Source organism: Thermococcus aciditolerans, from assembly GCF_008152015.1.
GTDB classification, from domain to species: Archaea; Methanobacteriota_B; Thermococci; order Thermococcales; family Thermococcaceae; genus Thermococcus; species Thermococcus celericrescens.
In genome coordinates this window covers 1,032,422-1,059,163 of the sequence record NZ_CP041932.1, presented here as the reverse complement: position 1 = coordinate 1,059,163, position 26,742 = coordinate 1,032,422, and the positions used below count along the sequence as shown (strand labels likewise).

Genomic DNA, 26,742 nt, shown 5'->3' with positions numbered 1-26,742 from the left:
CAGGTTTTTTCTTTTTGCCGAAAATTTCCGTACATAACTTTTTGTTTGAAATCAACCGTTCTCCTGCCTCCTTTATCGAAAGGTTTATATATGCAAAGGGCGTAGAGAACATCGCAATATCTAAGCTATAACCCCAATCCGGGTTTGCCGGTAGGGGTAATGGGCCTGAAGCCGGGCCTGCGGGCTGAGCCGAAACTCGCGAGGGGAGTAGGTGATGGGCCCGCAAACCGAACCGCCCCTCACAGCGGGGAGGAGGCCAGCGAAACCCGAGGTGGTAAAGATGGTCGAGATTGACCCGTTTGAGATGGCCGTTCAGCAGCTCGAGAGGGCTGCCCAGTTCATGGACATAAGCGAAGAGGCCCTCGAGTGGCTCAAGAAGCCCATGAGGATTGTTGAGGTCAGCGTCCCGCTCGAGATGGACGACGGTTCTGTTAAGGTTTTCACCGGTTTCCGCGTTCAGCACAACTGGGCCCGCGGTCCGACCAAGGGTGGTATAAGGTGGCACCCGGCCGAGACCCTCAGCACCGTTAAGGCCCTCGCCACTTGGATGACCTGGAAGGTTGCCGTTGTTGACCTTCCCTACGGTGGAGGTAAGGGTGGTATCATCGTTAACCCGAAGGAGCTCAGCGAGAGGGAGAAGGAGAGGCTCGCCAGGAACTACATAAGGGCCATCTACGACGTCATCAGCCCGTACACCGACATTCCGGCTCCTGACGTTTACACCAACCCGCAGATCATGGCCTGGATGATGGACGAGTACGAGGTCATCAGCAGGAGGAAGGTCCCGAGCTTCGGTATCATCACCGGTAAGCCGCCCGGAGTTGGCGGTATCGTCGCCAGGATGGACGCCACCGCCAGGGGCGCTGCCTTCACCGTCCGTGAGGCCGCCAAGGCCCTCGGCATGGACCTCAAGGACAAGACCATCGCCATCCAGGGTTACGGTAACGCCGGCTACTACATGGCCAAGATCATGAGCGAGGAGTACGGCATGAAGGTCGTCGCCGTCAGCGACAGCAAGGGCGGCATCTACAACCCGGACGGCCTCAACGCCGATGAGATCCTCGAGTGGAAGAAGAAGAACGGCAGCGTCAAGGACTTCCCGGGAGCCACCAACATCACCAACGAGGAGCTCCTCGAGCTCGAGGTCGACGTCCTCGCCCCGAGCGCCATCGAGGGTGTCATCACCAAGGACAACGCCGACAAGATCAAGGCCAAGATCGTCGCCGAGCTCGCCAACGGTCCGACCACCCCGGAGGCCGACGAGATCCTCCACGAGAAGGGCGTCCTCATCATACCGGACTTCCTCTGTAACGCCGGCGGTGTTACCGTCAGCTACTTCGAGTGGGTCCAGAACATAACCGGCGACTACTGGGACACCGAGACCACCAGGGCCAAGCTCGACAAGAAGATGACCAAGGCTTTCTGGGACGTCTACAACACCCACAAGGACAAGAACATCAACATGCGTGACGCCGCCTACGTCGTCGCCGTCCAGAGGGTCTACGACGCCATGAAGTGGCGCGGATGGGTGAAGAAGTGATTTCTTCTCCCCCTTTTCTATTCGTTTCTGCTCTTAACTTCGCCTCTGTTTCTGGGGTGCCATCTTGTATAGCCTTCCGATGGCCTGAACTGCCGCGGCGACCATGACACCGGTCAGCACCATTCCCAGTATCGGAAGAACGATGGCGCAGACGAGCTTTCCCCAGGGAGTATGGGGTGTTATGTCACCGTAGCCTATCGTGAAGGCCGTGATGAACGCGAGGTATACACCGCTTCTAAGGGGTATCCTCTCCCAGAACGATAGTAACAGGCCGAAGAGCGCAATGACCCCAAACAGGCCCAGTAGTATGCCCTTGACGTAATAGAGGACCCTCAAAAATTCATGGAAAAAAGTGCGAAAGCTCACGAGCTCGATCTCAATGTCGTTCAGCTCTCCCATACCCTCACACCTTAGCCCAGTACTCTTTTTCTTCCACCATTGCCCTTACCATTTCATCCTCGTCCCTGAACATCGTCCTCCTCGATGGGTTCTGCATGCCATAGAACTCCATAAAGGGGCTCGGTCTTCTCTTGAACGGGTAGTAGAGATATATCGCCGCCAGGGTTCTGTAGGCCTCGGCCATCTCGCTGATGACACCGGCAGATATTCCTTCGGCATAGTGGTACACAGCTATGGCCTTGCTGACATCGACGAGGTTGAAGTCCCTCTCGACGAGCTGGCGCCTCAGTATGTCCGTGGCCTGCTCTATGTCCCCCCTGTCAAGCTCCTCCACCTGTTCGCCGTCCAGGAGGTGTTTGATTCTGATGCGCGTTATTGAGGGGTCTCTGTTGACCTGGGCGTCGTACTCGGCGACCACCCACCAGTCGTCCAGTGCCCCGGGATCGAGAACCGTGAAGTGCCCGCTCAGTTTGTCGTAGAAGTCCCTAACGCGGTGGTAGTACTCCTCCTCGTGGCCCGTCATTGGGTAGCTGAGATAGACGAGGGGCTTCTCGTCCTCATGGAACAGCAGGTCAATGAAAACTTCAGGTGGATGCCTTATGCCGAACTGGAGGACGTAGTGAACTTCCATTCCTTCCTTCTTAAGCTCGTGCACGAGAGTCTTGACGTGGTTTATGGCATCCTCGCGCCACATGACGAGGGTCGTCAGCTTTATGTTCTCGGGATTCTCGCCGAAGCGCTCGAACCACTCCGGGTCGTTGATGATGCGCCTTCTGACCGATAGGACGTCGTCGAGGACTATTATCACGCGGTTCGGCCGCAGAAGCTTTAGATTGCTGGTCGTGAACCCGATGACGCTTCCGCTTCCCCAGCGGAAGAGGCTCGGCGTTGAAACGAGATGGAACTTTTCCCCGCTTTCATCTATCTCCTTTCTTATTCTATTGAAAGCCTCGTCCCGTATCTCGTTCATCAAATCCTGGTGGCTTATGGCGAAGTCGAGAACGTTCTTCCTCGTTATCTTGACGCCCAGCTCCTTTCCGACCTCCCTGATGTAGTCGAAGACGTGGTAGTAGGCGTAGCTCTCCCCGTCGGCGAGCTTCAGCGCCTCGGTTATGTACTCGTCACGCCCGTTGAGAGGCGGCCCGGTTAGGAGTATTATCTCTTTCATTTCACCACCCCGCTGCATCTAAAAGGCCATTTTGGACGAAACCTTTAAATACTATTCCCCTAAAGTGGCGTTGTAGGGGTTCTTCTGTTCTAAAAACATACCAGCAGGGGTGTTGTAATTGACTGAAAAGCTAAAGGGAACGACTACGGTCGGCATTGTATGTAAGGACGGCGTAGTCCTGGCAGCGGACAGAAGGGCATCGCTGGGCAACATGGTGCTCTCAGAGAACGTTACCAAGGTCTTCTGGATAGACGACCACCTGGTCCTGGCAGGTGCCGGCAGCGTCGGCGACATTCTCAGCCTCGTCAGGCTTCTGAGGGCCGAGGCCAAACTCTACCGGGCCAGGGTGGGTAAGGAGATGAGCGTTAAGGCCCTCACGACCCTGACTTCTAACGTGCTTCACGGGAGCAGGTTCATGCCGTACTTTGGGTGGTTTCTCATAGCGGGCCACACCGGAAAGCCCGGACTTTATTCGGTGGACATGGCCGGCGGGGTTACCGAGGACAGGTTCACGGCCGCCGGTTCGGGTATGGAGTTCGCCTTCTCGATACTTGAGGCGGAGTTTAAGGAGGAGATGACGCTGGAAGAGGGCGTTAAGCTCGCGCTCAAGGCAATAAAAGCCGCCACCAGAAGGGACGTTTTTACGGGCGGCGGCGTTACCCTCGTTACCGTCACGGATGAAGGATACAAAGAATGGAGCGAGGAGGAAATAAAGGGTCTTCTGGAATGAGGTGATACCGGTGATAAGAAGAGAGACCTTCGTCGAGGATATACTACGCGACATAAAAGCTGTAATAAGTCAGATGGTTCCGCCTGAGGCGAGGATAACCGACGTTGAGTTCGAGGGTCCCGAGCTGGTCATATACGTCAGGAACCCGGAGGCCATAATGCGGGACGGGGAGCTGATAAAGAACCTCGCCAAGGTTCTTAAAAAGCGCATAAGCGTCCGCCCCGACCCGGATGTTCTCCTCCCACCAGAAAAGGCGGAGGACATGATAAAGGCCCTGGTTCCTGCCGAGGCGGAGATAACCAACATAAGCTTCGACCCGTCCGTCGGTGAGGTCATTATAGAAGCCAAGAAGCCGGGTCTGGTTATCGGGAAGAACGGCGAAACCCTGAGGCTCATAACCCAGAAGGTTCACTGGGCGCCGAGGGTCGTCAGAACCCCTCCGCTCCAGAGCCAGACCATCTACTCGATAAGGCAGATACTCCAGGCAGAGGCGAAGGACAGGAGGAAGTTCCTCCGCCAGGCGGGCAGGAACATATACCGCAAGCCGGAGGTCAAGAGCGATTGGATACGCATAACCGGTCTGGGAGGCTTCCGTGAGGTCGGAAGAAGCGCCCTCCTTGTCCAGACCAACGAGAGCTACGTTCTGGTCGATTTCGGTGTCAACATAGCTGCCCTCCGCGATCCCAAGAAGGCCTTCCCGCACTTCGAGGCCCCGGAGTTCCGCTACGTCCTCGACGCGGGTCTCCTGGATGCCATCATCATAACCCACGCCCACCTTGACCACAGCGGAATGCTGCCCTACCTCTTCCGCTACAAGCTCTTCGACGGGCCGATATACACGACTCCCCCGACCCGGGATTTGATGGTTCTTCTCCAGCAGGACTTCATCGAGATTCAAAAGATGAACGGTGTCGAGCCCCTCTACAGACCGAGGGACATCAAAGAGGTCATAAAGCACACGATAACCCTCGACTACGGTGAGGTCCGCGACATAGCCCCGGACATGAGGCTTACCCTTCACAACGCTGGCCACATCCTCGGATCGTCCATAGTGCACCTCCACATAGGCAACGGGCTCCACAACATAGCCATAACCGGCGACTTCAAGTTCATCCCGACTAGGCTCTTCGAGCCGGCCGTCAGCAGGTTCCCGCGCCTTGAGACCCTCGTCATGGAGTCCACCTACGGTGGAAGCAACGACTACCAGATGCCCAGGGAGGAGGCGGAGAAGAGGCTCATAGAGGTCATCCACCAGACCATCAGGCGCGGCGGAAAGGTGCTCATTCCAGCCATGGCCGTCGGTAGGGCGCAGGAGATAATGATGGTACTCGAGGAGTACGCCAGGATAGGCGGCCTTGAGGTTCCGATTTACCTGGACGGCATGATATGGGAGGCGACTGCCATACACACTGCCTATCCGGAGTACCTCAGCAGGCACCTGCGCGAGCAGATATTCCACGAGGGCTACAACCCGTTCCTCAATCCGATATTCAAGAGCGTAGCCAACTCACGCGAGAGGCAGGACATCATAGACTCCGGCGAGCCGGCCATAATCATAGCCACCTCGGGCATGCTCGTCGGCGGACCGAGCGTCGAGTACTTCAAGCAGCTCGCCTCGGATCCAAAGAACAGCATGGTCTTCGTGAGCTACCAGGCGGAGGGAACCCTCGGAAGGCAGGTGCAGCGTGGCCTCCGCGAGATACCGCTCGTCGGAGAGGGCGGAAAGACGGAGGTAGTCAACGTCAACATGGAGGTTCACACCATAGACGGCTTCTCCGGTCACGCCGACAGGAGGGAGCTCATAAGCTACATCGCGAGGCTCAGGCCCAGGCCGGAGCGCGTCATAACCGTCCACGGCGAGGCCCACAAGTGCCTTGACCTCAGCACGAGCATACACAAGAAGTTCGGCCTCTCAACGAGGGCCCCCAACAACCTCGACGCCATAAGACTCAAGTGAGGGCCCGGATTGAGAAGTGGTGAAAATGAAGGTCCGCTGTCCTAGCTGCGGGCGCCTCTATTCTTCCCTTATTCCCCCCAGGTGCTCCTGCGGGGAGCGTCTGGAGATATCCTATGATTACGAGAAAGTTGACCCGTCCAGGTGGCGGAACCGTGAACCTGGTGTCTGGAGATACAGGGAGCTTCTGCCGGACGTCCCTGAGGTCGTGAGCCTTCGGGAGGGGGGCACGCCCCTCATAAGGGCCAAACTCGGCCGCGAGCTTGGGCTCAACGTCTTCATCAAGGACGAGACCAGGAACCCCACTGGCTCCTTCAGGGACCGGCTCGCAACTGTCGCCGTCTCCCACGGCATGCCCCACGCAGAAAACGGCTTTGTGGTGGCAAGCAATGGGAACGCGGCCGCATCTCTTGCCGCATATGCCGCAAGGGCTGGCAGACCTGCCTACACCGTCGTGCCGAGGCTCGTGGAGCAGGGCAAGCTCAATCAGATAGTAGCCCTCGGGGCGAAGATCATACGATACGGGGAGAGCGTGGACGAGGGCATAAGCTACGCGGAGGGGCTCGCGGAGGGCAAGGGACTCTACAACGTCACCCCCGAGAGCAACCTCGTCGGTCTGGAGGGGCAGAAGACGCTAGCCTTCGAGCTCTGGGAGGATTTGAATCCGACGCACGTGATAGTCCCGACTGGAAGCGGCAGCAACCTCTACAGCATCTACAAAGGCTTCGTGGAGCTCATCGAGGTGGGTGCGGTTGACGAGATGCCGAAGCTGATCACTGTTCAGGCCGAGAAGTGTTCCCCCATAGCGAGCGAGGTGCTGGGCGTTGAGCCGCGGGCCGAGCCGACCAAGGCGCTGGCCCTGTACGTGAAGAACCCCGTTATGAAAGAGCTCGCCCTGGAGGCTATACACGCCAGTGGGGGAACGGCGGTTCTCGTCGGCGAGGACGAGCTTGACCTGGGGCAGCGGCTCCTTGCAGGGGAGGGGATATTCGCGGAGTACGCCTCTTCGGTTATCGTCCCGGCGCTCCTCAAACTGGCGGAGGAGAATTATTTCGAGCGTGACGACAGGATAGCCCTCATAGTGACAAGTTCGGGCCTCAAGGGGCATTACTCTGAGAGCAGGGAGAAGTTCAGCGTCGGGGGAACCAAGCTCGAGATACTGAAGCTGCTGAGCGGGAGGAGCATGTACGGCTATGAGATATGGGATGCACTGGAGAAGCCGCTCAAGTACCAGGCCGTTTACCAGCACCTGCGCGAGCTCGAGAGCATGGGGCTTATCGAGGAGACCCACAGAAGGGGGAGACGGGTCTATTACGGGCTGACGGAGAGGGGCAGGAGGTTCCTTGAGACCCTCGGGTAGAAAGGTTTTAAAGCCCCTTTTAAAAGCTAGTCGTAGGTGAAGAATGTGAAACTGGCTATCGAGCATAAATTTTCACTCACAGTTTATCTATGGGGGATCATAACGGGGTTAATCAGCGGAGTGGCCGCGGCAAAGATACAGTACGGGTGGCTCATAGGCCTGGCCCTGTACTTCGTCATCGACAGGTTCGTGCTCGCGGTCATCAAGGGACTGCCGCCTGAGATACCCGATGAGCGGGCAGTGCTCAAGAAGGCATTCTGGGGCTGGGCGCTGTTCTGGCTCTACTTCACGATGCTCAGCTATTCACTCATGATCAGCTTTACCCCGCAGTGTTACTCCAATCAGAGCCTGCTGTACAAGATGGTGGTGAACGGGAACGCCACCGTGACCTGTAACCTGACTTCCGTGGGGTGATTGTATGGAGGAACTCAAAAGGTCCGTCGCGAGGGAGGCGCTGAAGTTCATCGAGGACGACATGATAGTCGGCCTCGGCACCGGCTCGACCACGGCCTACTTCATCGAGTACCTCGGCAAGCTCATCATGGAGGAGGAGCTTGAGGACGTCTACGGCGTCCCGACTTCGTATCAGGCGAGGCTCCTGGCCCTCGAGAACGGCGTACCCGTTGTCGGCCTGGACGAGGTCGATGCGATTGATATAGCCGTCGATGGCGCCGACGAGGTTGACCCTCACCTCAACCTCATAAAGGGCCGCGGCGCTGCCCTCACCATGGAGAAGATAATCGAGTACCGGGCAGGGACTTTCCTCGTCCTCGTTGACGAGAGCAAGCTCGTCGAGAGGCTCGGTCAGAAGGTTCCAGTTCCCATCGAGGTCATCCCGGCTGCATGGCGCGCCATAGCCGAGGAGATAGAGGTCTTCAACGCCACCGCCGAGCTGAGGATGGCGAGCAAGAAGGACGGGCCGGTTGTTACAGACAACGGCAACTTCATCCTCGACGCCAGGTTCCACCGCATAGACGACCCGCTTGACCTGGAGATAGAGCTCAACAACATCCCCGGTGTCGTGGAGAACGGCATCTTTGCGGACATAGCTGACATAGTCCTCGTCGGCACGAGGGAAGGCGTCAAGAGGCTCGAGCGCTGAAGTTTTCTTTTCTGCCCTCCCTGTTTTGGTTCTCCTGTTGTTAGTTCATAACTAAAGGTGTCATTACAGCCGGTTTTCCAGATTAGGGCCTTCCTTTGTGAGAACAAATTACGGGGCTCTTTTGCGTGTTCTAACATTGAGGCGCTTATTCAAAGAGAAACCACTCATGAACTTGCACTTCGGGAGGGAGCTACAAACCTTGATGAAACTTTTCGCCAGAAAAGTTTCCTATGGTGGGGCCGCCGAGATTCGAACTCGGGTCCCCGGCTCCCGAAGCCGGAAGGATAGGCCAAGCTACCCCACGGCCCCACTGCCCGCTCTTAAGGACTTCGCAGTGTTTATAAAGTTTACGGATGTATTCAGGTGCACCGGAGGGAAGGGCGGTGAAGGTTTCTGTAATCATCCCGACGTACAATGAGAGAGACAACCTTGCGGAGCTTTTTGAAAGGATAGACGGGGCCCTGAAGGGCCACGACTACGAAATCATCGTCGTTGACGACGACTCTCCCGATGGGACATGGGAGTTCGCCGAGAGCCTGGCGGAGAAATACCCAGTTAAGGTTATCCGCAGGACTGAGAAAAAGGGGCTCTCCTCCGCGGTTATCAGGGGCTTCAGAGAAGCCGCCGGCGACATCTTCGTCGTTATGGACGCTGACCTGCAGCACCCTCCAGAGGTTATTCCGGAACTCTTGAACGCCATTGAAAAAGGAGCCGACGTTGCCATAGCGAGCAGATACGTTCCTGGCGGCGGCGTTAAGAACTGGTACTGGTACAGAAGGCTCATATCGAAGGGCGCGATAATGATAGGCCGCCTGGCGCTTCCAAAGATACGGGACGTCAAGGACCCGGTGAGCGGCTTTTTCGCCCTCAGAAGGGAGGTTGTTGAGGGGACCGAGCTCAATCCAATAGGCTTCAAAATACTCATGGAGATTCTCATAAAGGGCAGATACAAGGAAGTCAAGGAGGTTCCCTTCACCTTCGGCCTGAGGCACGCCGGCGAGAGCAAACTGGGAACGAAGACCATGGTGAACTACCTCAAGCATGTTTATCGGCTCATGCGCTGGGATGGTGAGCTTGACAGGCTCATCAAGTTCACCCTCGTCGGCCTCTCAGGCGTCGTCGTGAACGAGGGCTTTCTGTGGGCCTTTGTGAACTTCCTCGGCTGGGACAAGATACTCGCCAACATCCCGGCGACCGAGCTGGCGATACTCAACAACTTCACCTGGAACGACCTCTGGACTTTCAGGGACCTCAAGAGAAAGCCCCTCTGGAGGAGGCTCGCCACCTTCCACGTCGCTGCCATCACGGGCGCGCTCGTCCAGTGGATTATCTACGCGGGTCTTGTCTATCTGGGCATGAACTACCTCGTCGCGAACCTCATCGGTATAGTGGTTTCCTTCATCGTCCGCTTCATCGTTAACCGGCACGTTACGTGGGGCTGAGCTTGTGGTGGTTGCAAGAGTTTGTTCTTTTTCCAATTTAGCTGCCCACATGCTTAAATATACCCTCCGTTTATTACCCAATGGGAGGTGAGTCCGATGTACGTTGGTGAGCTCCTCAAGAGCCTCGATAGGGCCTCATCCGGCGTCCCTGGACTGGATGATCTAATCGGTGGAGGGTTTCTTCCAGGAAGAGTTTACCTCGTGGTCGGTCCCCCTGGTAGCGGTAAGACAACCCTGGGTATCCAGTTTTTGATGAGTGGGGTGAAAAACGGTGAGAAGGGTCTCTTCGTGTCTCTGTTTGAGAATCCCCAGCTGATAACTCAGGACATGCTCCGCTACAACTTTGGGCTGCTCGGTCATGTTCAGGCCAAAAAAATTGTTTTCAATGACTTTGGGCAAATCCTGTTCGGGGCAGGTAGGAAGTTTGCCTGGGACGAACTCCTGAGGTCCCTGCTGGAGATAATCCGCAAAGAGGACGCGAAGCGGGTTGTCATAGATTCATTCAATTCCCTGGAGTACTCGGTGGTGGATCCGGAGAACAAGAGGATGGCGCTGGGCAAGCTCATGCGCAAGCTGCATGAACTCGACGTGACGACACTTATAACCTCCGAAATGATGAGTTCCGAGAGCTATACCGATGAGTACTACCTCGCCGATGGTGTTATCGTCCTCCACCACTTCATGCGCAATTTCCAGATGGTGCGGGCGCTGCAGGTTCTCAAAATGCGCGGAGTTCCCCACGACAGCAACCTGAAAAGAATACGCTTTACGGAGGAGGGCATCAGAGTTTATCCGGAGGCCCCGTTCTGAGGTGGTACCATGGGAAAGCAGGATGCAAAACGGCTCGTGAAAGAGGCCTATGAGTTCGGATACTTCGTGGGTTACAAGGGACACAGTGACTGGGCAGAATGGGTCAGAAGCACAAAGGAGGATCTGTACGCCCGTGCTGAGGAATTGGGTGTGTACCAGCTGGTCAAGGAGGCCTATGGCAGGGGCAGGATTGAGGGTGCCAAAAGACGCGAGGAGGAGATACACTTAAGTCTCATTGAGAAGGGTAGGATAGAGGGTGAGCGGGAAGAAAAACCCCTTAAGCCTGCCCCTCCGGAGGAAGAGCGCACCGAAGAGGAAACAATGCGCGTTGAGTTCGCCAGATTCATTGAAACGACACGGATTCTCATGCCCCCCGACCTGCTTGACAGCCTGAAGTTTGTCAGACCTCCCAAGATGCTCCATCTGGGTGATAAGGAATGAGACGTTTCCTGAAGGAAGCCGAGGTTTTTGATCCGAACAACGTGCTGCACTACATCGCTGAGATAAACCAGTTCCACCGCATACAGGGCTCGAAGGAGCTCCCTGAGGCGGTCCGCTTCATACTGGAGGAGCTCCGCATCTGGGGGATCGGCGCGAACCTCTACGAGGAGACCTACGACGGCGAGAGCAGGTACCTGACGCTCAAGTCGCCGATAGCCTGGGACGTCGTTAGGGGTGCCGTTGAGGTTCTCGGCAGGACCCTGACCACAGCGGGCACTCCCCTGGTGGTCATGGCCCATTCCCCTAGCGGGAGTGCAGAGGGTGAGGTCGTTCACGTTGCCCGGGAGGAGGACTGGAAAAAAGTACGGGGCAGGATAGTCCTAGTGGGACGCGAGTGGAGGGAAGCATACCGCAGGGCCAACGAGATGGGGGCGGTCGGCTTCATAGCCTACCGTGAGGGTACCGGGGAAGAGGTGCCCTACATAGGGCTCTTCCTCACAAAGGACGACCTTGAATGGGCCAGGATTCCCGCGGTGGCCGTCCCCGAGACCCTGGCCAGGAAAATCATCGGAAAGCTGAACTCGGGGGAGAGCGTGAGTGCGAGGATTGAGGTTGAGACGATGATAAACGAGCGCCAGGTCCTTCCGATCCTCTACGCTGAGGTTGGTAAACCCCCGTTCCTTCTGTTCACTGCCCACATCTGCCACCCGAAGCCGGGGGCGAACGACAACGCGAGCGGAAGCGCGATGCTGATGGAGCTGGCGCGTGTTCTGTCCCGCCTCTACGACGATTCATTCCGCTTTGGCTTCGCGTTTCTCTGGGTTCCGGAGTACTACGGAACGCAGGCATTCATCGAGCGCCACGCCGACGTGGGGAAGTACTACGCGGTCATAAACCTCGACATGGTGGCTGGCAGTCCGGACAGGGCCGGCTCGACGATAATGCTGGTGAGAACACCCGTCTCCCGTTTCTCGGTGGTCTCGGGGATCCTCGAGTACTACCTCGACCTGGCGAACGAGGCTGGAAAAAGCTTCTCTGGGAGCCCGCTGCCCAGGCTCAGAGTGAAGAGCTTTCCGTACGAAATGGGCAGCGACCACGATATATTCAACTTCTTCGGAATCCCAGGAACGATGCCCATAACCTGGCCGGACCGCTTCTATCACTCCAGCGGGGACACTATCGATAAGGTGGGCAGGGAGAGCGTTGAGGTCATTGGGAGGGCCGTCCTCGCGACTGCCCTGGCCCTTGCGAAGGGTGATGGGGAGGAGCTCCAGCGCTTTGCGCGTGGATACGCCATGAAATACCTGGGTGAGCTGTCGAGGGAGAGAAAAACGGACGAGGTTGAGCGCCTTGTGATGACGGGCCTCGCCAGGGACTCGCGGTTCCTGGGCATTGAGAGCGGCTACACGTTTGAGCCGGAGCCCTGGCTGACGTGGAAGGTTAGGGGCTTACTGTCGGAGCGCCTCATAAGGGAGGCCGACGAAAAGCTCGCCGAGGAGTTCGGTTCGCTGACCCGGGACCGGCGGGTTCTGGTGCATCTCCATGAACTGCTGATGCTCGCGGAACTCCTTCCCAGGGGGCGGGCCTTTGAGGCACTCAGGGAAGAGTACGGGGAAATCGACGAAGAAAAGCTGGAAAAGCTCGTGGGAATCCTGGAGGCTGTGGGAATCGTGGAGCGGGCTTAATTCCTGCTGGATTTGGAGCCGCTTTTCAGCTCCTGCTCCAGCTCGTTTATTCTCTTTACGAGGCTCTGCTTGATGTTTTCGAGGACCTCGCTCGGGGAAACGGCGCTGTACGTGTAGCCGAGCCAGCCCTGCTCGATGAGGGTTCTCCTCAGAATGCCCCTCCGGTAGAGGCTGAGCACGTGCTCTCTGACCGAGCGTTCGCTTATCCCGAGCTCCCTCTGTATCTCGGTTATCCTCATCGGCTCCTTCTTGTCAAGCAGAAGCCGATAAATCCTCAGCTCAGTCTTTTTGACCCCAAGGGAACGAAGCAGCGCCTCAAGCTTTTCGTAGACATCACTCATCCCGCTCACCTGATATGTCCATTTTCCCACCTATGAAGGATTATTTTCATATGGGTTATAAACTTTGCCCGCGATGTTTGGAACCCCTCATCGGAGGTTCACCCTGCCCAGGTAAATTCCCTCCGGGAGAAACAGCTCCACCGAGCCAACCCCTTTCAGAAACGGCACCATTCTTATTCCGTCCGCCACGTTAAAGCCCTCTATGAACGGGTTTATCGTGGGCAGTATGAGGAACCTTCCGGAGCGGACGAAGACCTTTATCTTCCTCGAAACACCGCCCCTTTTGAGGGTGTACGCGGGATGGATGTGGCCGAGGTACGCCTCCTCGAACTCTACCCCAGGCAGTCCGGTGTGGCCGTGGAGGAAGAGCCTGTCGTCCACCAGCAGGTGGTCGGTCACCTCGACGTGGGGGAACTTCCCGGCGACCTCCTCTATCCTCCCGTCATGATTTCCCTTCGTTACGGCCGTTGGGATTTCCCTGAGGCTCGAGAAAAAGCCCATAAGGAGGCGTTTCATCGTGAAGCTCAGGCCTATCGGCTCCTTCAGGTCGCCGAGGATGATGAGAAAGTCCGGATCCATTCCGGCGATGAACTCCGCCAGGTGTTCCTCGAAGCGCGTTCTTACCCTCAGCCCGCGTGACAGCTCGAAACCTATGTGGGGATCCGCTATAAGAAGCGTCCTCCCGCGGGAGGTCTCAATCTCCAGTGAGAGGCTCTCGAAGTCCTTAAAAGAGTGCATGGGACCACCGAAAACGGTGGAGAAAAGGAGGAGCATCAGATGAGTCCGCGCTCCTTCCTGCGCTGCCTCTTGAGTCTCCTGACCCTCTTCTTGATCCACTTCCACCTCATTCTTCCCTTCTTCTTCCACTTCCTCGGGCGCCTCTTCATGACCATCACCCCTGAGTTTCTCTCAGGGGTTAGCTCCGGAGGTTCCTTTTTAAGCTTTTCCGTGGGGAAGGGTCGGTACTTTTCGTACGGCTAAAAAGGTGCATGGACACCCGTAAGCGGGGAAAACGGCACGGGAGAGCGGGTTTCCGGTTCTTCAATTTCTCGCCGGCTTGTGTCCTTGTTATGGCAAGTAGGAAGTCTAAAATGGGCGTTGGCATGTATGCGTTGCTGTTGATATCGCAATCCTGTTTTGGTGCTGTTTGGGGTGATTTACATCCTGTTACTGTGGTATGCTTCCTGGAAATCCACCCGCTAACCTTATCAACTTCTCAGCCCAACACCGAACGGTGATGGCATGAAGGTGGCTTACGTTCAGATGGAACCCGTTTTTCTAGAACCGGAGGCGAACTACTCCAGGGCAGAGGAGCTGATACGTGCCGCCGCCGACGAAGGCGCGGAACTCATCGTCCTTCCGGAGCTCTTTGACACGGGCTACAACTTCAGAAGCAGAGAGGAGGTTCTGGAAGTCGCGGGTCAGATACCCGACGGACCCACAACCCAGTTCCTCATGGAGCTCTCCAGAGAGCTTGGTGTCTTCATCGTCGCGGGGACCGCGGAGAAGGACGAGAGGGGAAGGCTGTACAATTCCGCGGTCGTTACCGGCCCAATAGGCAGCGGCTACATAGGCAAATACCGCAAGGTTCACCTCTTCTACCGTGAGAAGCTCTTCTTCGAGCCAGGGGATCTGGGCTTTCATGTTTTCAACCTCGGGATTGCAAAGGTTGGCGTCATGATATGCTTCGACTGGTTCTTTCCGGAGTCCGCGAGAACACTCGCCCTCAAAGGGGCCGACATCATAGCCCACCCCAGCAACCTGGTGATGCCCTACGCTCCCAGGGCGATGCCTATACGGGCCCTGGAGAACCGTGTCTACACGATAACCGCCAACAGGATCGGCGAGGAGTTTGGATTGAGGTTCATAGGTAAGAGCACGATAGCATCGCCGAAGGCCGAAGTGCTGGCGATGGGGAGCGAGGATGAGGAGGAGGTAGCCGTTGTCGAGATAGACCTCGGGATGGCGAGGAACAAGAAGCTCAACGAGATGAATGACGTCTTCAGGGACAGGCGCCCCGAGCACTACGCCCTGTGATTGGGTCTCTCCCTTTTCTTTTGTGTGCTGTCATCGTCGTACTATTATGATCACGAAGCCCCAATTCCTTTGGAAAGTGACCAATACCCCCATCAGCAGGTTCCAGATTTTCCAGTGGTGGAGCGGTGTATGTTGGAGATTTTACATCAATGGGCTCCGTGGTGGCTCCGCTTTCTGTTTGGGGGCCGGTTTCGAAAGGGTTTTAAGAATAAAAGCCGTAGAATGTCGATGGTGACGAAAATCAGGGGCTACATCCTTGTGGGGGTTCTCCTGCTGGTGGCACTGGGCGTGGGGCTAGCCGCCAATGCCGCGGTGTTCCTGCCTGGCGCATCGTATCAGAGGGGCTACTTTGGAGCAGGCGCACTTCAGGCCGAGCGGCTTCCCGCGGGCTCCCACGTGACGGGACACGTGAGGGCGGAGCACCCGTTCTCCGTCTACATCGTCACCTCTGAATCGGGCTACTTCGAGAACGTCACCGGCGGCAGCGTCATCCTCCGCTGGGAGAACGTGACGGAGGTTAACCTGGACCTCATCACCCCTGAGGGGGCCCAGTATCTCGTCGTAAAGAATGGGAACACAGGACAGGAGATAGAGATAGCGTTCAGCGCGGACCGCTGAAGTCATCGAGGACGAGCGCGGCGATGTCCTTTCTTGGGCGTTTGAAGTAGAGGACGTCTCCCACGCGCGTGAATCCGTGCTCCCCTGGCCGTATCAGTCTGGCCTCCCCGAAGAATATCCGCCCGATCGCCAGCTGGGTCGCCAGGTCCCAGTGATGGAAATCGAACTCCCCCACTTTCTCAAATCCTGGCAGGAGGTAGTAGGCTCTTTTGAACGTCCCCCTTCTGACGTCGTATCCCTCGTGGACGGAGGCGAGGGTGTGGTTTTCTCCCTTGCTCTCGACGAAGAATTCCTTGTAGCCGATGCTGTATAATATCCTGTAAACCCTGTCGGTGTCCTCTACCATGAAGATCCCGTCCCCGCTCAGTGTTAGGGCGACGCCGGCGAATATCCTGACCGCGTCGAAGGGATCGAAGTGTATCATGGTGTTGCCAAAGAGCACCGCCACATCGTGTTCATTCACAAGACCGGGAATTTTCCTCACATCTCCCTGAACCTTGGTGGGTATTGTGCTCAGACCTGCCGACTCGAGCCACTCGTGAACCCTTTCGAGGTCCTCGGCCCGGGCATCTAGGACAGTTAACCTGCTCGCCCCCGTGGCCTTGGCGGCGGCCGCTCCGGCTATGCCAGTGCCGGCGCACAGGTCAAGGATCCTTCCCCCTCTGGGGAGCTCCAGCTTTTTAAAGAACTCCGCCAGTTCCCTGAACCTTTTTCTCGCCCCCTCATTGTCCGGCTCCATATATGCCCTAGCGTAACGGTAGAGCCCTTCAAGGGACATGGCATCACCACAGTAAAGAATGTGTGAAATTATTTAAATCCATCGGAATATGGATGTCGATAAAATCTTTGGGTGTTAGTAGTAGCCCTCCTCATATGCTCCTGTTAGGGCCGTGAATGCTGCATAGAAGATAACACCGAGCGAGATTATGAGAAGGAACACGATGCCAAGCGGGCCCAGTTCGTAACCGAGTGCCGCTAAGGCAACCTCCGCCGTTATTAGGCCTGAGACAAGGGTCAGCGCCCCCGCGAACTTCCTGGCCATGATTCCAGAGAAGCGTGGAGCAAGCTGGAAAACCAGCGGACGGGATGCAAGAACCGTCAGTGCGAGGAGCAAAAGGAGCGCCCCACCGAGGATCAGTGTGGTTTCCTTTGAAACGCTTCCCGTTGTGGAGAAAAGCGCAAAAATCCCGAGAAACACCGCCTGGAGACCAATGTATGCCTTTAGATCGGGAGGCTCTATCTTTCTCCCCGGCCCTTTGGGGGCTTCCTTCGAGAGCTCCTCAAGCTCGTACTCGCGCTTTGCAGTCCGATAGGCGAAGAGCATGGTTGTTCCAAGGCCCAGGAGCAGGACAACCGCCAGCCATGCGAACGTCAGAAACGGGGAGAGGATTATAAGAAACACCCCTGTGAGAATAGTTCCAATCCCTGAAACGCGGTTGGCTTTTCTCCTTGCCATCTCCGAGATATAGGTGTAGCCTATTCTGAACCCTATTCCAGGCTCACCCTTTGAGGTGAGGGTAATAACTCCCGCGGCAATTATACCGAGGCCAACGAAGACCGCCCAGAGGATTCTGAGGAGCTCATACCCGTCCATCCACACCACCCGTAATCAGGCGGTAAATCCCCATGAGAACGGCGGCTATAAGGAGAACCCCCGCGTAGCTGACGGCCTTTCCGGAAGTGAGTCTCGCATTGTAGAGCACCGCGGTGGACATCACAACGATGACTCCGGCGATCATCAGGGTCATGAGCTCCGCCCAGGCTTTTATTTTCCCGGGGTAGATGCGCATCCGCAGGGAGAATTCGGAGTTTTTCGCGAGTAGCGTCAGGACAAATGGCAGAAGCCACACGAGGGCGGGCAGTCCGAGCACGCCCCACAGCTTGTCCAAGAAAATATCCGGCGTTCCCGAGGACTTGAAGTGCACCGCGATGGTCGCGGGGAGTTTACCCCACAGGGCCGCGGCCAGAGAGAGGTATGCACCGAGAAAGACAAGTTGCAGCAGTAGGTAAAACCCCACCGCATCTTTCATCCTATAGGAACTGAGAGCAGACCCCTCCCCCGTGCCCATCACCCATCGCCCTCCATCCTCTCCAGAGTCTCCGTTATCGCCCCTATCTCTGTCCTCAGCTCGCTCAGGACTTCCCTGCCCAGCTTCGTCAGGGAGTAGTACTTCCTCGGCCTCCCCCCGACCTCCGCCCAGGTGTCCCCCACCAGGCCGCTCTTCTTCAGGCTCTTGAGGATGTCGTATAATGCCCCTTCACTCGGCACGATTCTGCCGTCGCTGAGCTCCTCCAGTCTTTTCCGTATTGCGTAGCCGTGGAGTTCTTCTTCCCTCTCCAGGAGTAGGAGCACCAGGTACGAGTAGAGCCCGGAGCGGAGGTCCTTTCTCAGCTTCTTGAGGGCCTTTTCCTTTCTGTCCACCAGCACGTCGCTCACCACAGGGCTTCCTCTTCCTTCGGTAGCTCGACCTTTGCCTTTGGAATCGTATAGTACAGCAGTCCCAGTGCGACGAGGGCGGTTATAAATTCTACCGCGTACATGACCGGCTCGCTTTTCGTGAGCTGGTAATAGGCCGCCATTGAGTCCATAACGGTGTGGATGCCTATCACCGCTAGAAGGCCGCTCTTTCCGAATCCTTCCCGGTAGGCATACGCGAGGTATATCCCGGTTCCGACGTGGAAGAGGACGACGAAGTAGCGCTCCACCATCGAGAGCAGCGCCGCGCTCGTGGGGACGTCGAGGGGTCCCCCCGTGGCCAGGGCCCCCGCCAGAGCGGCCCCGGCTATAACGAAGACCTCCGTTATTCCGAAGCCCAGACCCATGAACAGGCCGGTGTTCAGGCTCTTCCCCTTTACCAGAAGGTACTTTGCCCCCTCCTGGACTATTCCAGCGATGAGACCGAGCCATATCGAAACACCTATGGTGAACGCGGTTCCCCTCGCTATAACGTCGGCGTTGGACTTTATCCCAATTCCGAGGAGCGGGAGCTGCTGGACGGGGTTCTGGATAATCATCGCTATGAAAAACGCCGCTAAACCGAGGGCGAACTCCCCCCACCTCTGCTTTTCGAAGCCCAGGAAATAAATCGTTGCCCACGCCAGCAGCCCGCCGAGTATGGGGAACGGAAGGAGATACATGCTCACTCCTCCTCGATCCTCTCAACGACCACCGCCGTGCCGTATGCGTATATCTCCGCCATGCCCGATGCCACCGCTGAGGTCATGAAGCGAACACCCACGACCGCATTGGCGCCCATGTCCTCGGCGTGGAGCTTCATCCTCCTCAAAGCCTCCTCCCTGGCCTCCGCAAGCATCTGCGTGTACTCCTGAACCTCGCCGCCCTTAAGGTTCTTGAAGAAGGCCATTATGTCCCTGCCGACGTGGGTGGCCCTGACTATGCCGCCCCTCGCGAGGCCCTTCACCTCGACCACCCTGTACCCGGGCAGGCTTTCAGTGGTCGTTATGATGATGTCGTCCATACTTATCACCCCGATGCATCGAACTTCGAGGTATGTTTGACGTCCGGAGTATTTAAGGCTTTCTCTTCGTCTGAGAACTTTGGGGTAAGTCAATGAAAAATATGACCGTGGCCGTGCTCAGCGTTATGGCTATCGGGGCGGCCAGAAACAGACCGACCGCGAGGCCGAAGGCCCCGGTGTTCATTACGATGAACGTCATGGGTACAGAAATCAGCGCCCCGATGGCGAGGTACTTAAGGGCATAGTCCAGGTATTCGCCACCCCTCTTCGCCAGGTTCAGGCTCTCGATCAGTGCATCACGGAATTTGAGCCCGCGGATTGAGATTAGAAACGGTGTTCCGTAGATAGCGTAGAGAAAGATCATGAGTCCCAGAAAGGCGGGGAAGAACATGGATGGCAAGGCCATGAGGAAGAGGATTAGGAGCATCATAACGGCATACAGCACCAGGTTGAACTGGAGAAACTCGAGAAAGTCCCTCTCCGCGTTCTTGAGGAAGCTGCTATCCCGCATAAGAACCTCGTCCCTTATGCTTCCGATGTAGCCCGCTTGGAGATAGCTCCCGAAGAGAACGAGGAGCGCCGTGAACATGAGGCCCTCAGGTGAAAACGTTGTACCAGATGCTCCCGCGGGCAGGGATACAAAGCTCCAGAGGGTCGGTGAGGGTTCTGGAAGTGGAAACCGAATTCCAAAATGAAAACCTTTCAAGTGTAGGGTTCTGGTGACTTTGTCGTAGTCCATCAGGCTCATCACGAGCGGCACCGGCAGGAGCCATTTGGTCTCTTCGAACTTTCCCCATGCCTCACCGAGGAGTCCAAGAAACTCTACCACGTTGTTCACCATTTCGGGTCGGGATTTTTTATTTTTAACTTTTTCTGATAGTACTGATGCCGATGGGCATTTAAAGGTTTCTCTGCTATGGACTCCGGTGGACTCAATGCATGAAGTTTCGAGTGGCGAGATACTGAAAATCCTACGAGAGCTCTGCGCGGAGAGAGTGCTCATTCAGACTCCTGAGGGGCTAAAAGGGGAAGCTCAAGCTCTCGCGGATTTCCTTGAGGAGAACGGAGTCGAGGCGATAATAAGCGGGGATATAAACTACGGTGCCTGCGACCCAGCCGATAGGGAAGCAAAGCTACTCGGCTGTGACGCGCTGATACACCTTGGCCACAGCTACATGCGCCTCCACTTGGAGGTTCCAACGATATTCGTTCCGGCCTTTGCGGCCGTTGATGTGGTTCCTTCACTCGAGAGGAACCTGGGTGAGATAAGGCGGCTTGGGAGAAGGATAGCCCTCGTCACAACCGCCCAGCACATCCACCAGCTTGACCGGGCGAGGAAGTTTCTGGAGAAAAACGGCTTTGATGTCCTTGTGGGTCATGGGGACTCCCGCGTCAGCTGGCCGGGCCAGGTTCTCGGTTGCAACTTTGCCGCGGCGAAGGTGGATGCCGAGGGGGTTCTATTCATAGGTGCCGGCTACTTCCACCCCATCGGCGTTGCTCTGGCAACTCGGAAGCCAACCCTCGCGGTCAACCCCTACTCCGGCGATGCCATCTGGATGGATAACGAGGCTGAGAGACTCATCAGGAGGCGCTGGGCACAGATAGCAAAGGCCATGGATGCGGAGCGTTTCGGCGTGATAACAAGCACCAAGAAAGGCCAGCTTCGCCTGGCGGAGGCGAAGCGCGTGGTTAGGCTCCTCCGCGAGCACGGGAAATACGCGAGGCTCATAGCCATGAACCACATCAGTTATCCCGCCCTCGAGGGCTTCGACTTCGATGCGTACGTCATCGTCGCCTGCCCGCGCGTTCCGATAGACGACTACGAGAACTGGAGGAGGCCTGTGCTGACGCCGCCGGAGGTCGAGATACTCCTGGGCCTGCGCGAGGATTACGAATTCGACGAAATACTTGGGGCTGAAAGGAAAGCCGATGAACCGTTTGGATTGAGTGTGAAGTGATCCATCATCTCTCCCTGAGGCTTCTGAGAACGGTTAGTGCGTCTTCTTTGGTTCTTACCCTCACCTCAATGCCATTCTCGTCCGCTAGATCTTGAATCAGCTTTTTGGTTGGGAATTCGCCAAGAAAAACGGTCAGTGTACTGTAGATCTTTTCTGGTTTGCTCTCTTCTTCCAGCTCTTTCATGGCATATTCAACTCCCTCAATCATAGCACTTAGAAAGCTGTGTTTTCTCCGAAGGATTTTGATTATTTCCTCGGCCATGTTTGTTCACCGAGGTACCCCTCCAGAGCTTTTATCATATCTTCAATATCCTTTGATTCAATTGGGAGGTTGAGTTCCTTCACGAGGTCGTATATGAAAACCCTGGCTGCAAACTCCCCAAACAGCTCTTTGAGGGCATTGTAAAATGTGCGGGGGTTATCTTCGATTATTTCAATCCCCCGGCCGTATTTTGAATTTAGGTAAGCGGTTATCGTGGCCTCAAAAGGCTTTCCGAGTTTCTGCAGGATTTCCTTGGTCGTGGCGCTAACCAAAGCTGGCCCAACACGTAGCTTAGCCAATAGCTATCCCTCCGCGGGTTATTCTGAATTCCATGAGCACAGGCTTGTGGTCAGAGTGCCGGGATTTTAGAACGAATATATGGCGTTTCATGGACTCGCCAATCTTACGGGGCAGTTCGTATCCAAGAATTATTATGCTGTCCATTAGTGTGCTGAAGTCCGTTGAGGCCAGCCCCTGAGAGTTCTTGGGAACATGTGTTAGGATAAGGGTTATGTTGTTCTCTTTGGTCAGCAACTGCAGGTATCTAAGGGCCTTTATGAAGTCTCTCTCATCCATATGGCTTTTCATGGCTGAAAGAGAGTCTATAACAAGGATTTCTGAAGATGTTTCCTCCAGGAGTTTCTTTATAAGGGCGTAGTACTGCACGGGGGTTTTTGCCTCCGGGACAAGGGAGACTATACTGAAGTCATCGTCCAAACCGAGTTTGCGCATGGTTTCAAGTATTGCTCCGGGGGATTCCTCAAAAGTTATGTAGAGGACTCTTTGTCCCTGCTTGGACATGTTTGATGCAATTGTAAGGGCGAGTATAGTCTTACCGCTCCCAGTGGGCCCCGCTATCATGTTGATACTTCCTTGGTACAGCCCTCCACCCAGAAGGTCATCAAGGGCTGGGATTCCCGTTTTGAGCCGTTCACTGGTGTTTATGGTTTTTCCGGTGAACTTCAGTTCTGGAACGGCAATGACATCAATTCCCTCCCTGATTATCACGTATTCGTAGGCGCTTTTGGTTATCTTCCTTCCGCGCATTTTTGGTATCGTAAGGTATCGTTTTATCACCTCTCCCTTCCGTTCCATCTCCAGGATTATCACACCGTCCACCACAAACTCTTCGACCCCAAAGCCGACCTTTTTCTCCCCGTATGGTATCTCATCTATCAGTATTGCCAAGGTGTTGAGCGCATTTACTATTCGTCCTATAATGGAATGGAGAAACGATCTTAGCATAACCTGCCCAAAAATCTGTCCCATAACGGTCACAGAATCAAAAACAACAATATCTGGCCGCCACTCTAGGAGATCCTTGATGAGAAAGTCAATGAATTCCTTCATTTCATCCTTTGGCATTGTTAGCATGTCGTAGAATCTAAAGAGCCCCTGTTTTTCCATTTTTTCAAAATTGACCCCGCTCTCCATGGCGTTCTGATAGAACTGCTTCTTGGTTTCTGCGAAGGATACATACGCTCCCTTAAGTCCCTTCTTCATGTTGTTATGGAGGACGTGTATGGCTAGGTGAGTCTTTCCGGTTCCGGGATTTCCTGCTATTAATATGCTGGTACCCCGAGAGAATCCTCCAGATAGGGCTTTATCAAGACCCGGAATGCCTGTTGATATGAGCTCCATGTTCCCCCTCTTCTATTTGTGGATGCAAAAATATAAATACATTTCGTTAGAATTCTCGGGGACGAACTCATTGGAAGAATCTCCTACTAATCTCTTCTCGTGGAGGGCGTTGATTTGCAGATTTGTGCCACTCTAATGGCCGGTTTGGATTCGTCGGGGTGTCTTCAGCAGGTGTTTCGCTGTGCGGGCGCATGTGGAATCCGTCGAGAAGCTACCCTTGAAGTTCGATGCATCCATAAAGGTAAACCCATTGATCAAAAAACGTATAAGCTGGGGATTCAAATAACACATGTAATGTCGCGGAAGGATAATACTATCACAAGAACACTGGAGGAATGCTTAGCATCATGGAACATCAAAAAGGCAGTTGAAATGACGCTGTCTGATGACTCCGCACTCACGGCACTGTTTGAACTCCTTCGGACTGGAGACAACGAGATCAAACTCAGGGCCCTTATGGTGCTTGAAGAACTGCTGGACTCCATGCCCGACGTCAGAAAGCTGGCTCTAATCCGCAGGTTCCTGGATGAGATACTCCTGGTGATGGAGCGCGGCAACGATGAAGTCTCCATCCACTCGCTGAAGGTCCTAGCCAAGCTCGTACATGGAGTCCCCCTCTATCCAGACACGTTCATTAGACTTGCCAATGCTCTTAAGAATCTCGCTAAAAGCCGCAGAAACGAGGCTGTTCTGCTCGAGATACCCCCCGTCATTATGAATATGAAGGCTGTTTCGTACACTCCCCGCCTAATGGATGTGCTTTCGAGGCTTCTAAGCTCAAAAAATCTACGCTTAAAGGCAATGGGCCTTCGGCTTCTCCTGAACACCAGTGTATACACCGGGGCTACGCCCCTCTTAAAGACGGTGTTTTTTGAAGTTCAGGACATGCTGTCTGAAAAGGATGTTGCACTGGCAGATTTCGCCCTAGACATTCTTCTGGAGATCTCGAACTTTCCGCTGAGGGAGGAATTTATTGACGATGTTGTAAAAACGCTTACGATAGTTAAGAATCTTGCCCTTGGAAAGAGTCCTGAGCTGAGGGAAAAAGCGAAGCTTGTGGCCGAAAAACTTGGGGCGGCCATAAAGAAGTACTACGCAAGAAATCCTCAAAAAGCTATGGAAAAACTTCACGAGCTTCTGGTGCACGAGCGCTTCTACGAGGCAGTGGATTTAGCCCTTGCCGTCGGAGACACGTACATCCTGAAGTGGCTTGCGGGGGTTCTGGAAGAGATGGGAAAGGAGACACTGGAAATCAACGAAAGGGTTCTTCCGGGGCCGAAATATCCGGAGGTACCTCCCGAGAAAAAGGCCCAGAGGTATCTCCAACCTCCCACCCTCTCCAGGTTTAGGGGAAAGGGCAGAAAGGCCGCGTCATCCTCGCTCCATACCGGTGCATCTGGGCAGGGTAAATCTACGAAGAGACGGAGGGAAGAGTTCAGTCGCGCCCTTGCGTCAGGTGACGAAGAGATGCTCCTTGAACTGTCCAGAATAAATCCCGAGTTGGTTTTCGAGCTCGTCCGTATGCTGGATGAGGGTGATAAATTTGAGAAGATGGACGCCCTCTGGGCCCTTTCCAAGCTCGCGGAGGGGCTCGATTCCAGATGGATGTCAGTGCTCAAAATCGGCGTGAGACCGCTGATAAACTTGGCGCTGTCCAGGAACAGGTGGATGCGCATGAGGGCTGTAAAAACCCTCGCCCTGCTGGCGTCACGGGCCCCCTACGGTGGTGAGATAGTGGAGCAATTTCTGGAGTTTTATCTCTCCCAGGATGTGTCAAAGGCCATCCCTGCCCTTGAGTTCTTTGGCTACTATTTCGACAGAAAGTGGGACGATAAAAGTGCAATGGCGGTTCTCCCGGTTCTCGCGGAGTACCTCGATAAGGATGAGACGCGCTTTGATGCGTTGCTCGTTCTTGAGGCGCTTGTTAGATCTTCCCCTTCGAACAGGGTAGCGCTCTTCAGGCCCTTTGTTGAGGAGCTTAAGAGGATTAAGAAATCGGCGCCCTACGAGGATCAGAAGCTTGCGATTAGAATTCTCGAGGCCATAACGGATAAGGAGAAGGGACTCGTCCATGGGTAGCCCATTACTGGATTCCGTTTTGCACACCGTAAAATTATAAAGTACCGCTTGATACTGGCGGACCGATGGTGAGTTCGATGAGGAAGAAACACCTTGCAATGACCCTCTCGCGACTGGATGGCTTCAAAAACCCCAAACCGGAGCTTGAACAGTACAGAACCCCTGGAAATGTTGCGGCGGAGCTGCTCTGGCTGGCACACTCTATGGGTGACCTCGAGGGCAGGGTTGTCGCGGATCTGGGTGCTGGGACGGGGGTTCTCTCGGTCGGCGCATGTCTGCTCGGGGCCGGAAAAGTCTACGCCGTTGAGGTTGATGACGATGCCGTTGAGGTCCTCCATGAAAACTTGGACAGCCTAGGACTGGCGGACTGCGTTGATGTTGTTCACACGGATGTCTCGGATTTTTCGGAGAGGGTTGACACCGTTGTGATGAACCCCCCCTTCGGGAGCCAGAATCCCCATGCGGACAGGCCGTTTTTGATGAAGGCCTTTGAAGTGAGCGATGTTGTTTACTCCATCCACCTTGCCAAGCCTGAGGTAAGACGCTTCATCGAAGCCTTTGTGAGAGACTTCGGTTTTTCGATAACGCATAGAGTAACCCTTCCCTTTGAGATTCCAGCCCAATTTTTCTTCCACAGGAAGCGGCTGGAGAGAATTTCCGTTGACGTATACAGACTTCAGCGTTCGTGAAGCGAAAACAATATATTGGATGAAGTTCAATATCTCGTGGGTATAATGAGGGGTGGAGTCCATGGATCAAATTAAAGAACTCGTTCTCTCCTGGCAGATGAAAGAGGTCTCCCGTCTCGTGAAGAGCGATGAGAGTGTACTCGATGTGGTGATTGACCTGCTGGGGGAGGAGGACGATGTACTACGGCTCAGGGCACTGTCCGTGCTGGATGATCTGTTGGGGGACTCCTCGGGCTCTTTCCATAGAAAGGTTCTCGTCAGGGGCTTTGATCAGTTGACTGATCTGTTGCTGGCCAGGGATGACAGAATCGTCATGAGAACGCTCCTGGTGCTCAGGAAACTCATAGAGAACACCTCCCTTACGGAGTCACAGCTCACGCGTCTCCTCAATGCGGTGTACGATCTGGCACCGCGCGGAAAGACAACGTGGATAGGAATCCTTGATCTCATATCATCGCTCTCTCCGGGGTACTACTCATCCATCGACGGGCATGTGGCCAGGTTTTTAAGCTCGGATGACATCTGTGTATCCTCGATAGGACTGAAGCTCGCCGCTTCCACTGGATACGCCCTGGATGGAAACCTGAAGCACGTCGGCAGGGTTTTCTCGGAGATACTTGACCTCAACGATGTCCTCCTCCTGGAAGTTGCTTTTGATTCGATGGTTCAGATGCTTACAACCCCTTCCCAGGAAATCATTGAGGTCCTCCTCAGATCGTCTTACTTCAGACTTTCTGTTCTGGCCACTTCCCACGAGGACATACTCGTGCGCTCAAGGGTCAGGGAGATACTTAAGCTTATGAGGAGCGCCATCATGAACTACTACGGCAAAAGACCGGACGATGCAATCGAACTTGCTAAACGGCTGAGGGAGGAGGGGTTCACCGAGGAGGCCATCCTCCTTGAGCAGATACTGCCGGCGTACTACTGGAACGCATCCACGGTTTCATTACTTGAGGAAAGGACAGGCAGACTGCCCCGGTTCCTCAGGGAACTTTAAATAGGCC

Annotated in this window: 30 protein-coding genes and 1 tRNA gene; 16 read left to right on the top strand and 15 right to left on the bottom strand. The window is 55.3% G+C overall.

From position 1 onward, the window contains the following. Positions 1-280: 280 nt before the first annotated feature. Positions 281-1,540: a glutamate dehydrogenase gene (gene gdhA / locus FPV09_RS05825; RefSeq protein WP_148882705.1), complete on the top strand. Its 1,260-nt coding sequence runs from the start codon at positions 281-283 to the stop codon at positions 1,538-1,540. A gap of 33 nt (positions 1,541-1,573) precedes the next feature. On the opposite strand, the gene FPV09_RS05820 is transcribed toward gdhA, so the two are convergent. Together FPV09_RS05820 and FPV09_RS05815 are read right to left on the bottom strand one after the other, a co-directional pair. Beyond that, positions 1,574-1,939 carry a potassium channel family protein gene (locus FPV09_RS05820; protein ID WP_148882704.1) on the bottom strand — a complete coding sequence of 122 codons (366 nt, stop codon included), beginning with the start codon at positions 1,937-1,939 and terminating at the stop codon, positions 1,574-1,576. A 4-nt stretch (positions 1,940-1,943) separates the two neighbouring features. Further along, positions 1,944-3,107: a hypothetical protein gene (locus tag FPV09_RS05815; RefSeq protein WP_148882703.1), complete on the bottom strand. Its 1,164-nt coding sequence runs from the start codon at positions 3,105-3,107 to the stop codon at positions 1,944-1,946. Positions 3,108-3,225: 118 nt separating this feature from the next. Between FPV09_RS05815 and psmB the strand changes: the two genes are divergently transcribed. The 5 genes from psmB to rpiA are packed head-to-tail and all read left to right on the top strand — an operon-like array spanning position 3,226 to position 8,253. Then, a complete protein-coding gene (psmB, locus tag FPV09_RS05810) occupies positions 3,226-3,837 on the top strand; it encodes an archaeal proteasome endopeptidase complex subunit beta (RefSeq protein WP_148882702.1) in 612 nt (203 codons plus the stop codon). A 10-nt stretch (positions 3,838-3,847) separates the two neighbouring features. Continuing rightward, complete coding sequence (locus FPV09_RS05805) at positions 3,848-5,794, top strand: beta-CASP ribonuclease aCPSF1 (RefSeq protein ID WP_058938155.1); 1,947 nt, start codon at positions 3,848-3,850, stop codon at positions 5,792-5,794. 25 nt (positions 5,795-5,819) lie between these two features. Further along, on the top strand, positions 5,820-7,151 hold the full coding sequence (locus FPV09_RS05800) for a pyridoxal-phosphate dependent enzyme (RefSeq protein ID WP_148883723.1): 1,332 nt from the start codon (positions 5,820-5,822) through the stop codon (positions 7,149-7,151). Between the two features lie 36 nt (positions 7,152-7,187). Further along, complete coding sequence (locus tag FPV09_RS05795) at positions 7,188-7,565, top strand: hypothetical protein (protein WP_342667057.1); 378 nt, start codon at positions 7,188-7,190, stop codon at positions 7,563-7,565. A 4-nt stretch (positions 7,566-7,569) separates the two neighbouring features. Beyond that, a complete protein-coding gene (gene rpiA, locus FPV09_RS05790) occupies positions 7,570-8,253 on the top strand; it encodes a ribose-5-phosphate isomerase RpiA (protein WP_148882701.1) in 684 nt (227 codons plus the stop codon). Positions 8,254-8,484: 231 nt separating this feature from the next. On the opposite strand, the gene FPV09_RS05785 is transcribed toward rpiA, so the two are convergent. Then, a tRNA-Pro gene (locus FPV09_RS05785) sits at positions 8,485-8,562 on the bottom strand. A 44-nt stretch (positions 8,563-8,606) separates the two neighbouring features. Here FPV09_RS05785 and FPV09_RS05780 point away from each other — a divergent pair. The 4 genes from FPV09_RS05780 (at position 8,607) to FPV09_RS05765 (ending at position 12,631) form a co-directional block, all read left to right on the top strand. Further along, positions 8,607-9,695, top strand: coding sequence for a glycosyltransferase (locus tag FPV09_RS05780; RefSeq protein WP_246112329.1), 1,089 nt, complete (start codon positions 8,607-8,609; stop codon positions 9,693-9,695). Positions 9,696-9,791: 96 nt separating this feature from the next. Beyond that, positions 9,792-10,505, top strand: a complete 714-nt coding sequence (locus FPV09_RS05775) for an RAD55 family ATPase (protein WP_148882700.1) — start codon at positions 9,792-9,794, stop codon at positions 10,503-10,505. A gap of 9 nt (positions 10,506-10,514) precedes the next feature. Continuing rightward, the gene (locus FPV09_RS05770; RefSeq protein WP_148882699.1) at positions 10,515-10,946 is read left to right on the top strand and encodes a hypothetical protein; all 432 of its coding nucleotides are present in this window, start codon (positions 10,515-10,517) and stop codon (positions 10,944-10,946) included. Further along, the gene (locus FPV09_RS05765) at positions 10,943-12,631 is read left to right on the top strand and encodes a DUF4910 domain-containing protein (RefSeq protein WP_148882698.1); all 1,689 of its coding nucleotides are present in this window, start codon (positions 10,943-10,945) and stop codon (positions 12,629-12,631) included. The genes FPV09_RS05770 and FPV09_RS05765 overlap by 4 nt, the downstream gene beginning before the upstream one ends. On the opposite strand, the gene FPV09_RS05760 is transcribed toward FPV09_RS05765, so the two are convergent. Both FPV09_RS05760 and FPV09_RS05755 read right to left on the bottom strand, forming a co-directional pair. Then, the gene (locus tag FPV09_RS05760) at positions 12,628-12,972 is read right to left on the bottom strand and encodes a transcriptional regulator (RefSeq protein WP_139681618.1); all 345 of its coding nucleotides are present in this window, start codon (positions 12,970-12,972) and stop codon (positions 12,628-12,630) included. The genes FPV09_RS05765 and FPV09_RS05760 overlap by 4 nt on opposite strands. A gap of 87 nt (positions 12,973-13,059) precedes the next feature. Then, positions 13,060-13,710: a metallophosphoesterase gene (locus tag FPV09_RS05755; protein WP_148882697.1), complete on the bottom strand. Its 651-nt coding sequence runs from the start codon at positions 13,708-13,710 to the stop codon at positions 13,060-13,062. A gap of 504 nt (positions 13,711-14,214) precedes the next feature. On the opposite strand from FPV09_RS05755, the gene FPV09_RS05750 reads away from it, so the two are divergent. After that, the gene (locus FPV09_RS05750) at positions 14,215-15,009 is read left to right on the top strand and encodes a nitrilase (protein ID WP_148882696.1); all 795 of its coding nucleotides are present in this window, start codon (positions 14,215-14,217) and stop codon (positions 15,007-15,009) included. Positions 15,010-15,237: 228 nt separating this feature from the next. Next, positions 15,238-15,627, top strand: a complete 390-nt coding sequence (locus tag FPV09_RS05745) for a multidrug transporter (RefSeq protein ID WP_246112328.1) — start codon at positions 15,238-15,240, stop codon at positions 15,625-15,627. Here FPV09_RS05745 and FPV09_RS05740 read toward each other — a convergent pair. The 7 genes from FPV09_RS05740 to FPV09_RS05710 all read right to left on the bottom strand — a co-directional run bounded on the left by FPV09_RS05740 (position 15,611) and on the right by FPV09_RS05710 (position 19,944). After that, positions 15,611-16,405 (bottom strand): methyltransferase domain-containing protein, encoded by a 795-nt coding sequence (locus FPV09_RS05740; protein ID WP_148882695.1) that lies wholly within the window; start codon positions 16,403-16,405, stop codon positions 15,611-15,613. The genes FPV09_RS05745 and FPV09_RS05740 overlap by 17 nt on opposite strands. Before the next feature lie 75 nt (positions 16,406-16,480). Next, positions 16,481-17,221 (bottom strand): hypothetical protein, encoded by a 741-nt coding sequence (locus FPV09_RS05735; RefSeq protein WP_148882694.1) that lies wholly within the window; start codon positions 17,219-17,221, stop codon positions 16,481-16,483. Next, positions 17,208-17,645 carry a DUF1648 domain-containing protein gene (locus tag FPV09_RS05730; protein ID WP_168194738.1) on the bottom strand — a complete coding sequence of 146 codons (438 nt, stop codon included), beginning with the start codon at positions 17,643-17,645 and terminating at the stop codon, positions 17,208-17,210. The genes FPV09_RS05735 and FPV09_RS05730 overlap by 14 nt, the downstream gene beginning before the upstream one ends. A 50-nt stretch (positions 17,646-17,695) precedes the next feature. Beyond that, on the bottom strand, positions 17,696-18,055 hold the full coding sequence (locus FPV09_RS05725) for a PadR family transcriptional regulator (RefSeq protein WP_148883720.1): 360 nt from the start codon (positions 18,053-18,055) through the stop codon (positions 17,696-17,698). A gap of 5 nt (positions 18,056-18,060) precedes the next feature. After that, entirely contained in the window at positions 18,061-18,765 is a 705-nt protein-coding gene (locus tag FPV09_RS05720; RefSeq protein ID WP_148882692.1) for a YhfC family intramembrane metalloprotease, read from the bottom strand. A gap of 2 nt (positions 18,766-18,767) precedes the next feature. After that, positions 18,768-19,106 (bottom strand): heavy metal-binding domain-containing protein, encoded by a 339-nt coding sequence (locus tag FPV09_RS05715; RefSeq protein ID WP_058939392.1) that lies wholly within the window; start codon positions 19,104-19,106, stop codon positions 18,768-18,770. A gap of 52 nt (positions 19,107-19,158) precedes the next feature. Further along, positions 19,159-19,944, bottom strand: a complete 786-nt coding sequence (locus FPV09_RS05710) for a hypothetical protein (RefSeq protein WP_148882691.1) — start codon at positions 19,942-19,944, stop codon at positions 19,159-19,161. Between the two features lie 97 nt (positions 19,945-20,041). Here FPV09_RS05710 and dph2 point away from each other — a divergent pair, with 97 nt between their 5' ends. Beyond that, positions 20,042-21,064 (top strand): diphthamide biosynthesis enzyme Dph2, encoded by a 1,023-nt coding sequence (dph2, locus tag FPV09_RS05705; RefSeq protein WP_148883719.1) that lies wholly within the window; start codon positions 20,042-20,044, stop codon positions 21,062-21,064. A 4-nt stretch (positions 21,065-21,068) separates the two neighbouring features. Here the strand turns inward: dph2 and FPV09_RS05700 are convergent, their stop codons facing one another. The 3 genes from FPV09_RS05700 to FPV09_RS05690 are packed head-to-tail and all read right to left on the bottom strand — an operon-like array spanning position 21,069 to position 22,967. Then, positions 21,069-21,326: a hypothetical protein gene (locus tag FPV09_RS05700; protein WP_058939395.1), complete on the bottom strand. Its 258-nt coding sequence runs from the start codon at positions 21,324-21,326 to the stop codon at positions 21,069-21,071. Continuing rightward, positions 21,311-21,625: a NitrOD5 domain-containing protein gene (locus tag FPV09_RS05695; protein ID WP_148882690.1), complete on the bottom strand. Its 315-nt coding sequence runs from the start codon at positions 21,623-21,625 to the stop codon at positions 21,311-21,313. The genes FPV09_RS05700 and FPV09_RS05695 overlap by 16 nt, the downstream gene beginning before the upstream one ends. Beyond that, positions 21,618-22,967 (bottom strand): ATPase domain-containing protein, encoded by a 1,350-nt coding sequence (locus FPV09_RS05690; RefSeq protein ID WP_148882689.1) that lies wholly within the window; start codon positions 22,965-22,967, stop codon positions 21,618-21,620. Before FPV09_RS05690 ends, FPV09_RS05695 begins: the two co-directional genes overlap by 8 nt. A gap of 294 nt (positions 22,968-23,261) precedes the next feature. On the opposite strand from FPV09_RS05690, the gene FPV09_RS05685 reads away from it, so the two are divergent. The 3 genes from FPV09_RS05685 to FPV09_RS05675 all read left to right on the top strand — a co-directional run bounded on the left by FPV09_RS05685 (position 23,262) and on the right by FPV09_RS05675 (position 26,735). Beyond that, entirely contained in the window at positions 23,262-25,046 is a 1,785-nt protein-coding gene (locus FPV09_RS05685; RefSeq protein ID WP_148882688.1) for a hypothetical protein, read from the top strand. 77 nt (positions 25,047-25,123) lie between these two features. Then, on the top strand, positions 25,124-25,735 hold the full coding sequence (locus tag FPV09_RS05680; RefSeq protein WP_148883718.1) for an METTL5 family protein: 612 nt from the start codon (positions 25,124-25,126) through the stop codon (positions 25,733-25,735). A 61-nt stretch (positions 25,736-25,796) separates the two neighbouring features. Then, positions 25,797-26,735 carry a hypothetical protein gene (locus FPV09_RS05675; protein ID WP_148882687.1) on the top strand — a complete coding sequence of 313 codons (939 nt, stop codon included), beginning with the start codon at positions 25,797-25,799 and terminating at the stop codon, positions 26,733-26,735. Positions 26,736-26,742 lie beyond the last annotated feature (7 nt).

Bases quoted from the DNA above. Each gene is read 5' to 3' on its own strand.
- FPV09_RS05800 (WP_148883723.1), top strand. From the start codon at position 5,820: ATGAAGGTCCGCTGTCCTAGCTGCGGGCGCCTCTATTCTTCCCTTATT.
- FPV09_RS05780 (WP_246112329.1), top strand. From the start codon at position 8,607: ATGTATTCAGGTGCACCGGAGGGAAGGGCGGTGAAGGTTTCTGTAATC.
- FPV09_RS05815 (WP_148882703.1), bottom strand. From the start codon at position 3,107: ATGAAAGAGATAATACTCCTAACCGGGCCGCCTCTCAACGGGCGTGAC.
- FPV09_RS05700 (WP_058939395.1), bottom strand. From the start codon at position 21,326: ATGGCCGAGGAAATAATCAAAATCCTTCGGAGAAAACACAGCTTTCTA.
- FPV09_RS05745 (WP_246112328.1), top strand. From the start codon at position 15,238: ATGGTGACGAAAATCAGGGGCTACATCCTTGTGGGGGTTCTCCTGCTG.
- FPV09_RS05750 (WP_148882696.1), top strand. From the start codon at position 14,215: ATGAAGGTGGCTTACGTTCAGATGGAACCCGTTTTTCTAGAACCGGAG.
- FPV09_RS05690 (WP_148882689.1), bottom strand. From the start codon at position 22,967: ATGGAGCTCATATCAACAGGCATTCCGGGTCTTGATAAAGCCCTATCT.
- rpiA (WP_148882701.1), top strand. From the start codon at position 7,570: ATGGAGGAACTCAAAAGGTCCGTCGCGAGGGAGGCGCTGAAGTTCATC.
- FPV09_RS05735 (WP_148882694.1), bottom strand. From the start codon at position 17,221: ATGGACGGGTATGAGCTCCTCAGAATCCTCTGGGCGGTCTTCGTTGGC.
- FPV09_RS05755 (WP_148882697.1), bottom strand. From the start codon at position 13,710: ATGCACTCTTTTAAGGACTTCGAGAGCCTCTCACTGGAGATTGAGACC.
- FPV09_RS05740 (WP_148882695.1), bottom strand. From the start codon at position 16,405: ATGTCCCTTGAAGGGCTCTACCGTTACGCTAGGGCATATATGGAGCCG.
- FPV09_RS05680 (WP_148883718.1), top strand. From the start codon at position 25,124: ATGAGGAAGAAACACCTTGCAATGACCCTCTCGCGACTGGATGGCTTC.
- FPV09_RS05720 (WP_148882692.1), bottom strand. From the start codon at position 18,765: ATGTATCTCCTTCCGTTCCCCATACTCGGCGGGCTGCTGGCGTGGGCA.
- FPV09_RS05775 (WP_148882700.1), top strand. From the start codon at position 9,792: ATGTACGTTGGTGAGCTCCTCAAGAGCCTCGATAGGGCCTCATCCGGC.
- FPV09_RS05675 (WP_148882687.1), top strand. From the start codon at position 25,797: ATGGATCAAATTAAAGAACTCGTTCTCTCCTGGCAGATGAAAGAGGTC.
- FPV09_RS05685 (WP_148882688.1), top strand. From the start codon at position 23,262: ATGTCGCGGAAGGATAATACTATCACAAGAACACTGGAGGAATGCTTA.
- FPV09_RS05820 (WP_148882704.1), bottom strand. From the start codon at position 1,939: ATGGGAGAGCTGAACGACATTGAGATCGAGCTCGTGAGCTTTCGCACT.
- dph2 (WP_148883719.1), top strand. From the start codon at position 20,042: ATGCATGAAGTTTCGAGTGGCGAGATACTGAAAATCCTACGAGAGCTC.
- gdhA (WP_148882705.1), top strand. From the start codon at position 281: ATGGTCGAGATTGACCCGTTTGAGATGGCCGTTCAGCAGCTCGAGAGG.
- FPV09_RS05715 (WP_058939392.1), bottom strand. From the start codon at position 19,106: ATGGACGACATCATCATAACGACCACTGAAAGCCTGCCCGGGTACAGG.
- FPV09_RS05760 (WP_139681618.1), bottom strand. From the start codon at position 12,972: ATGAGTGATGTCTACGAAAAGCTTGAGGCGCTGCTTCGTTCCCTTGGG.
- FPV09_RS05770 (WP_148882699.1), top strand. From the start codon at position 10,515: ATGGGAAAGCAGGATGCAAAACGGCTCGTGAAAGAGGCCTATGAGTTC.
- FPV09_RS05765 (WP_148882698.1), top strand. From the start codon at position 10,943: ATGAGACGTTTCCTGAAGGAAGCCGAGGTTTTTGATCCGAACAACGTG.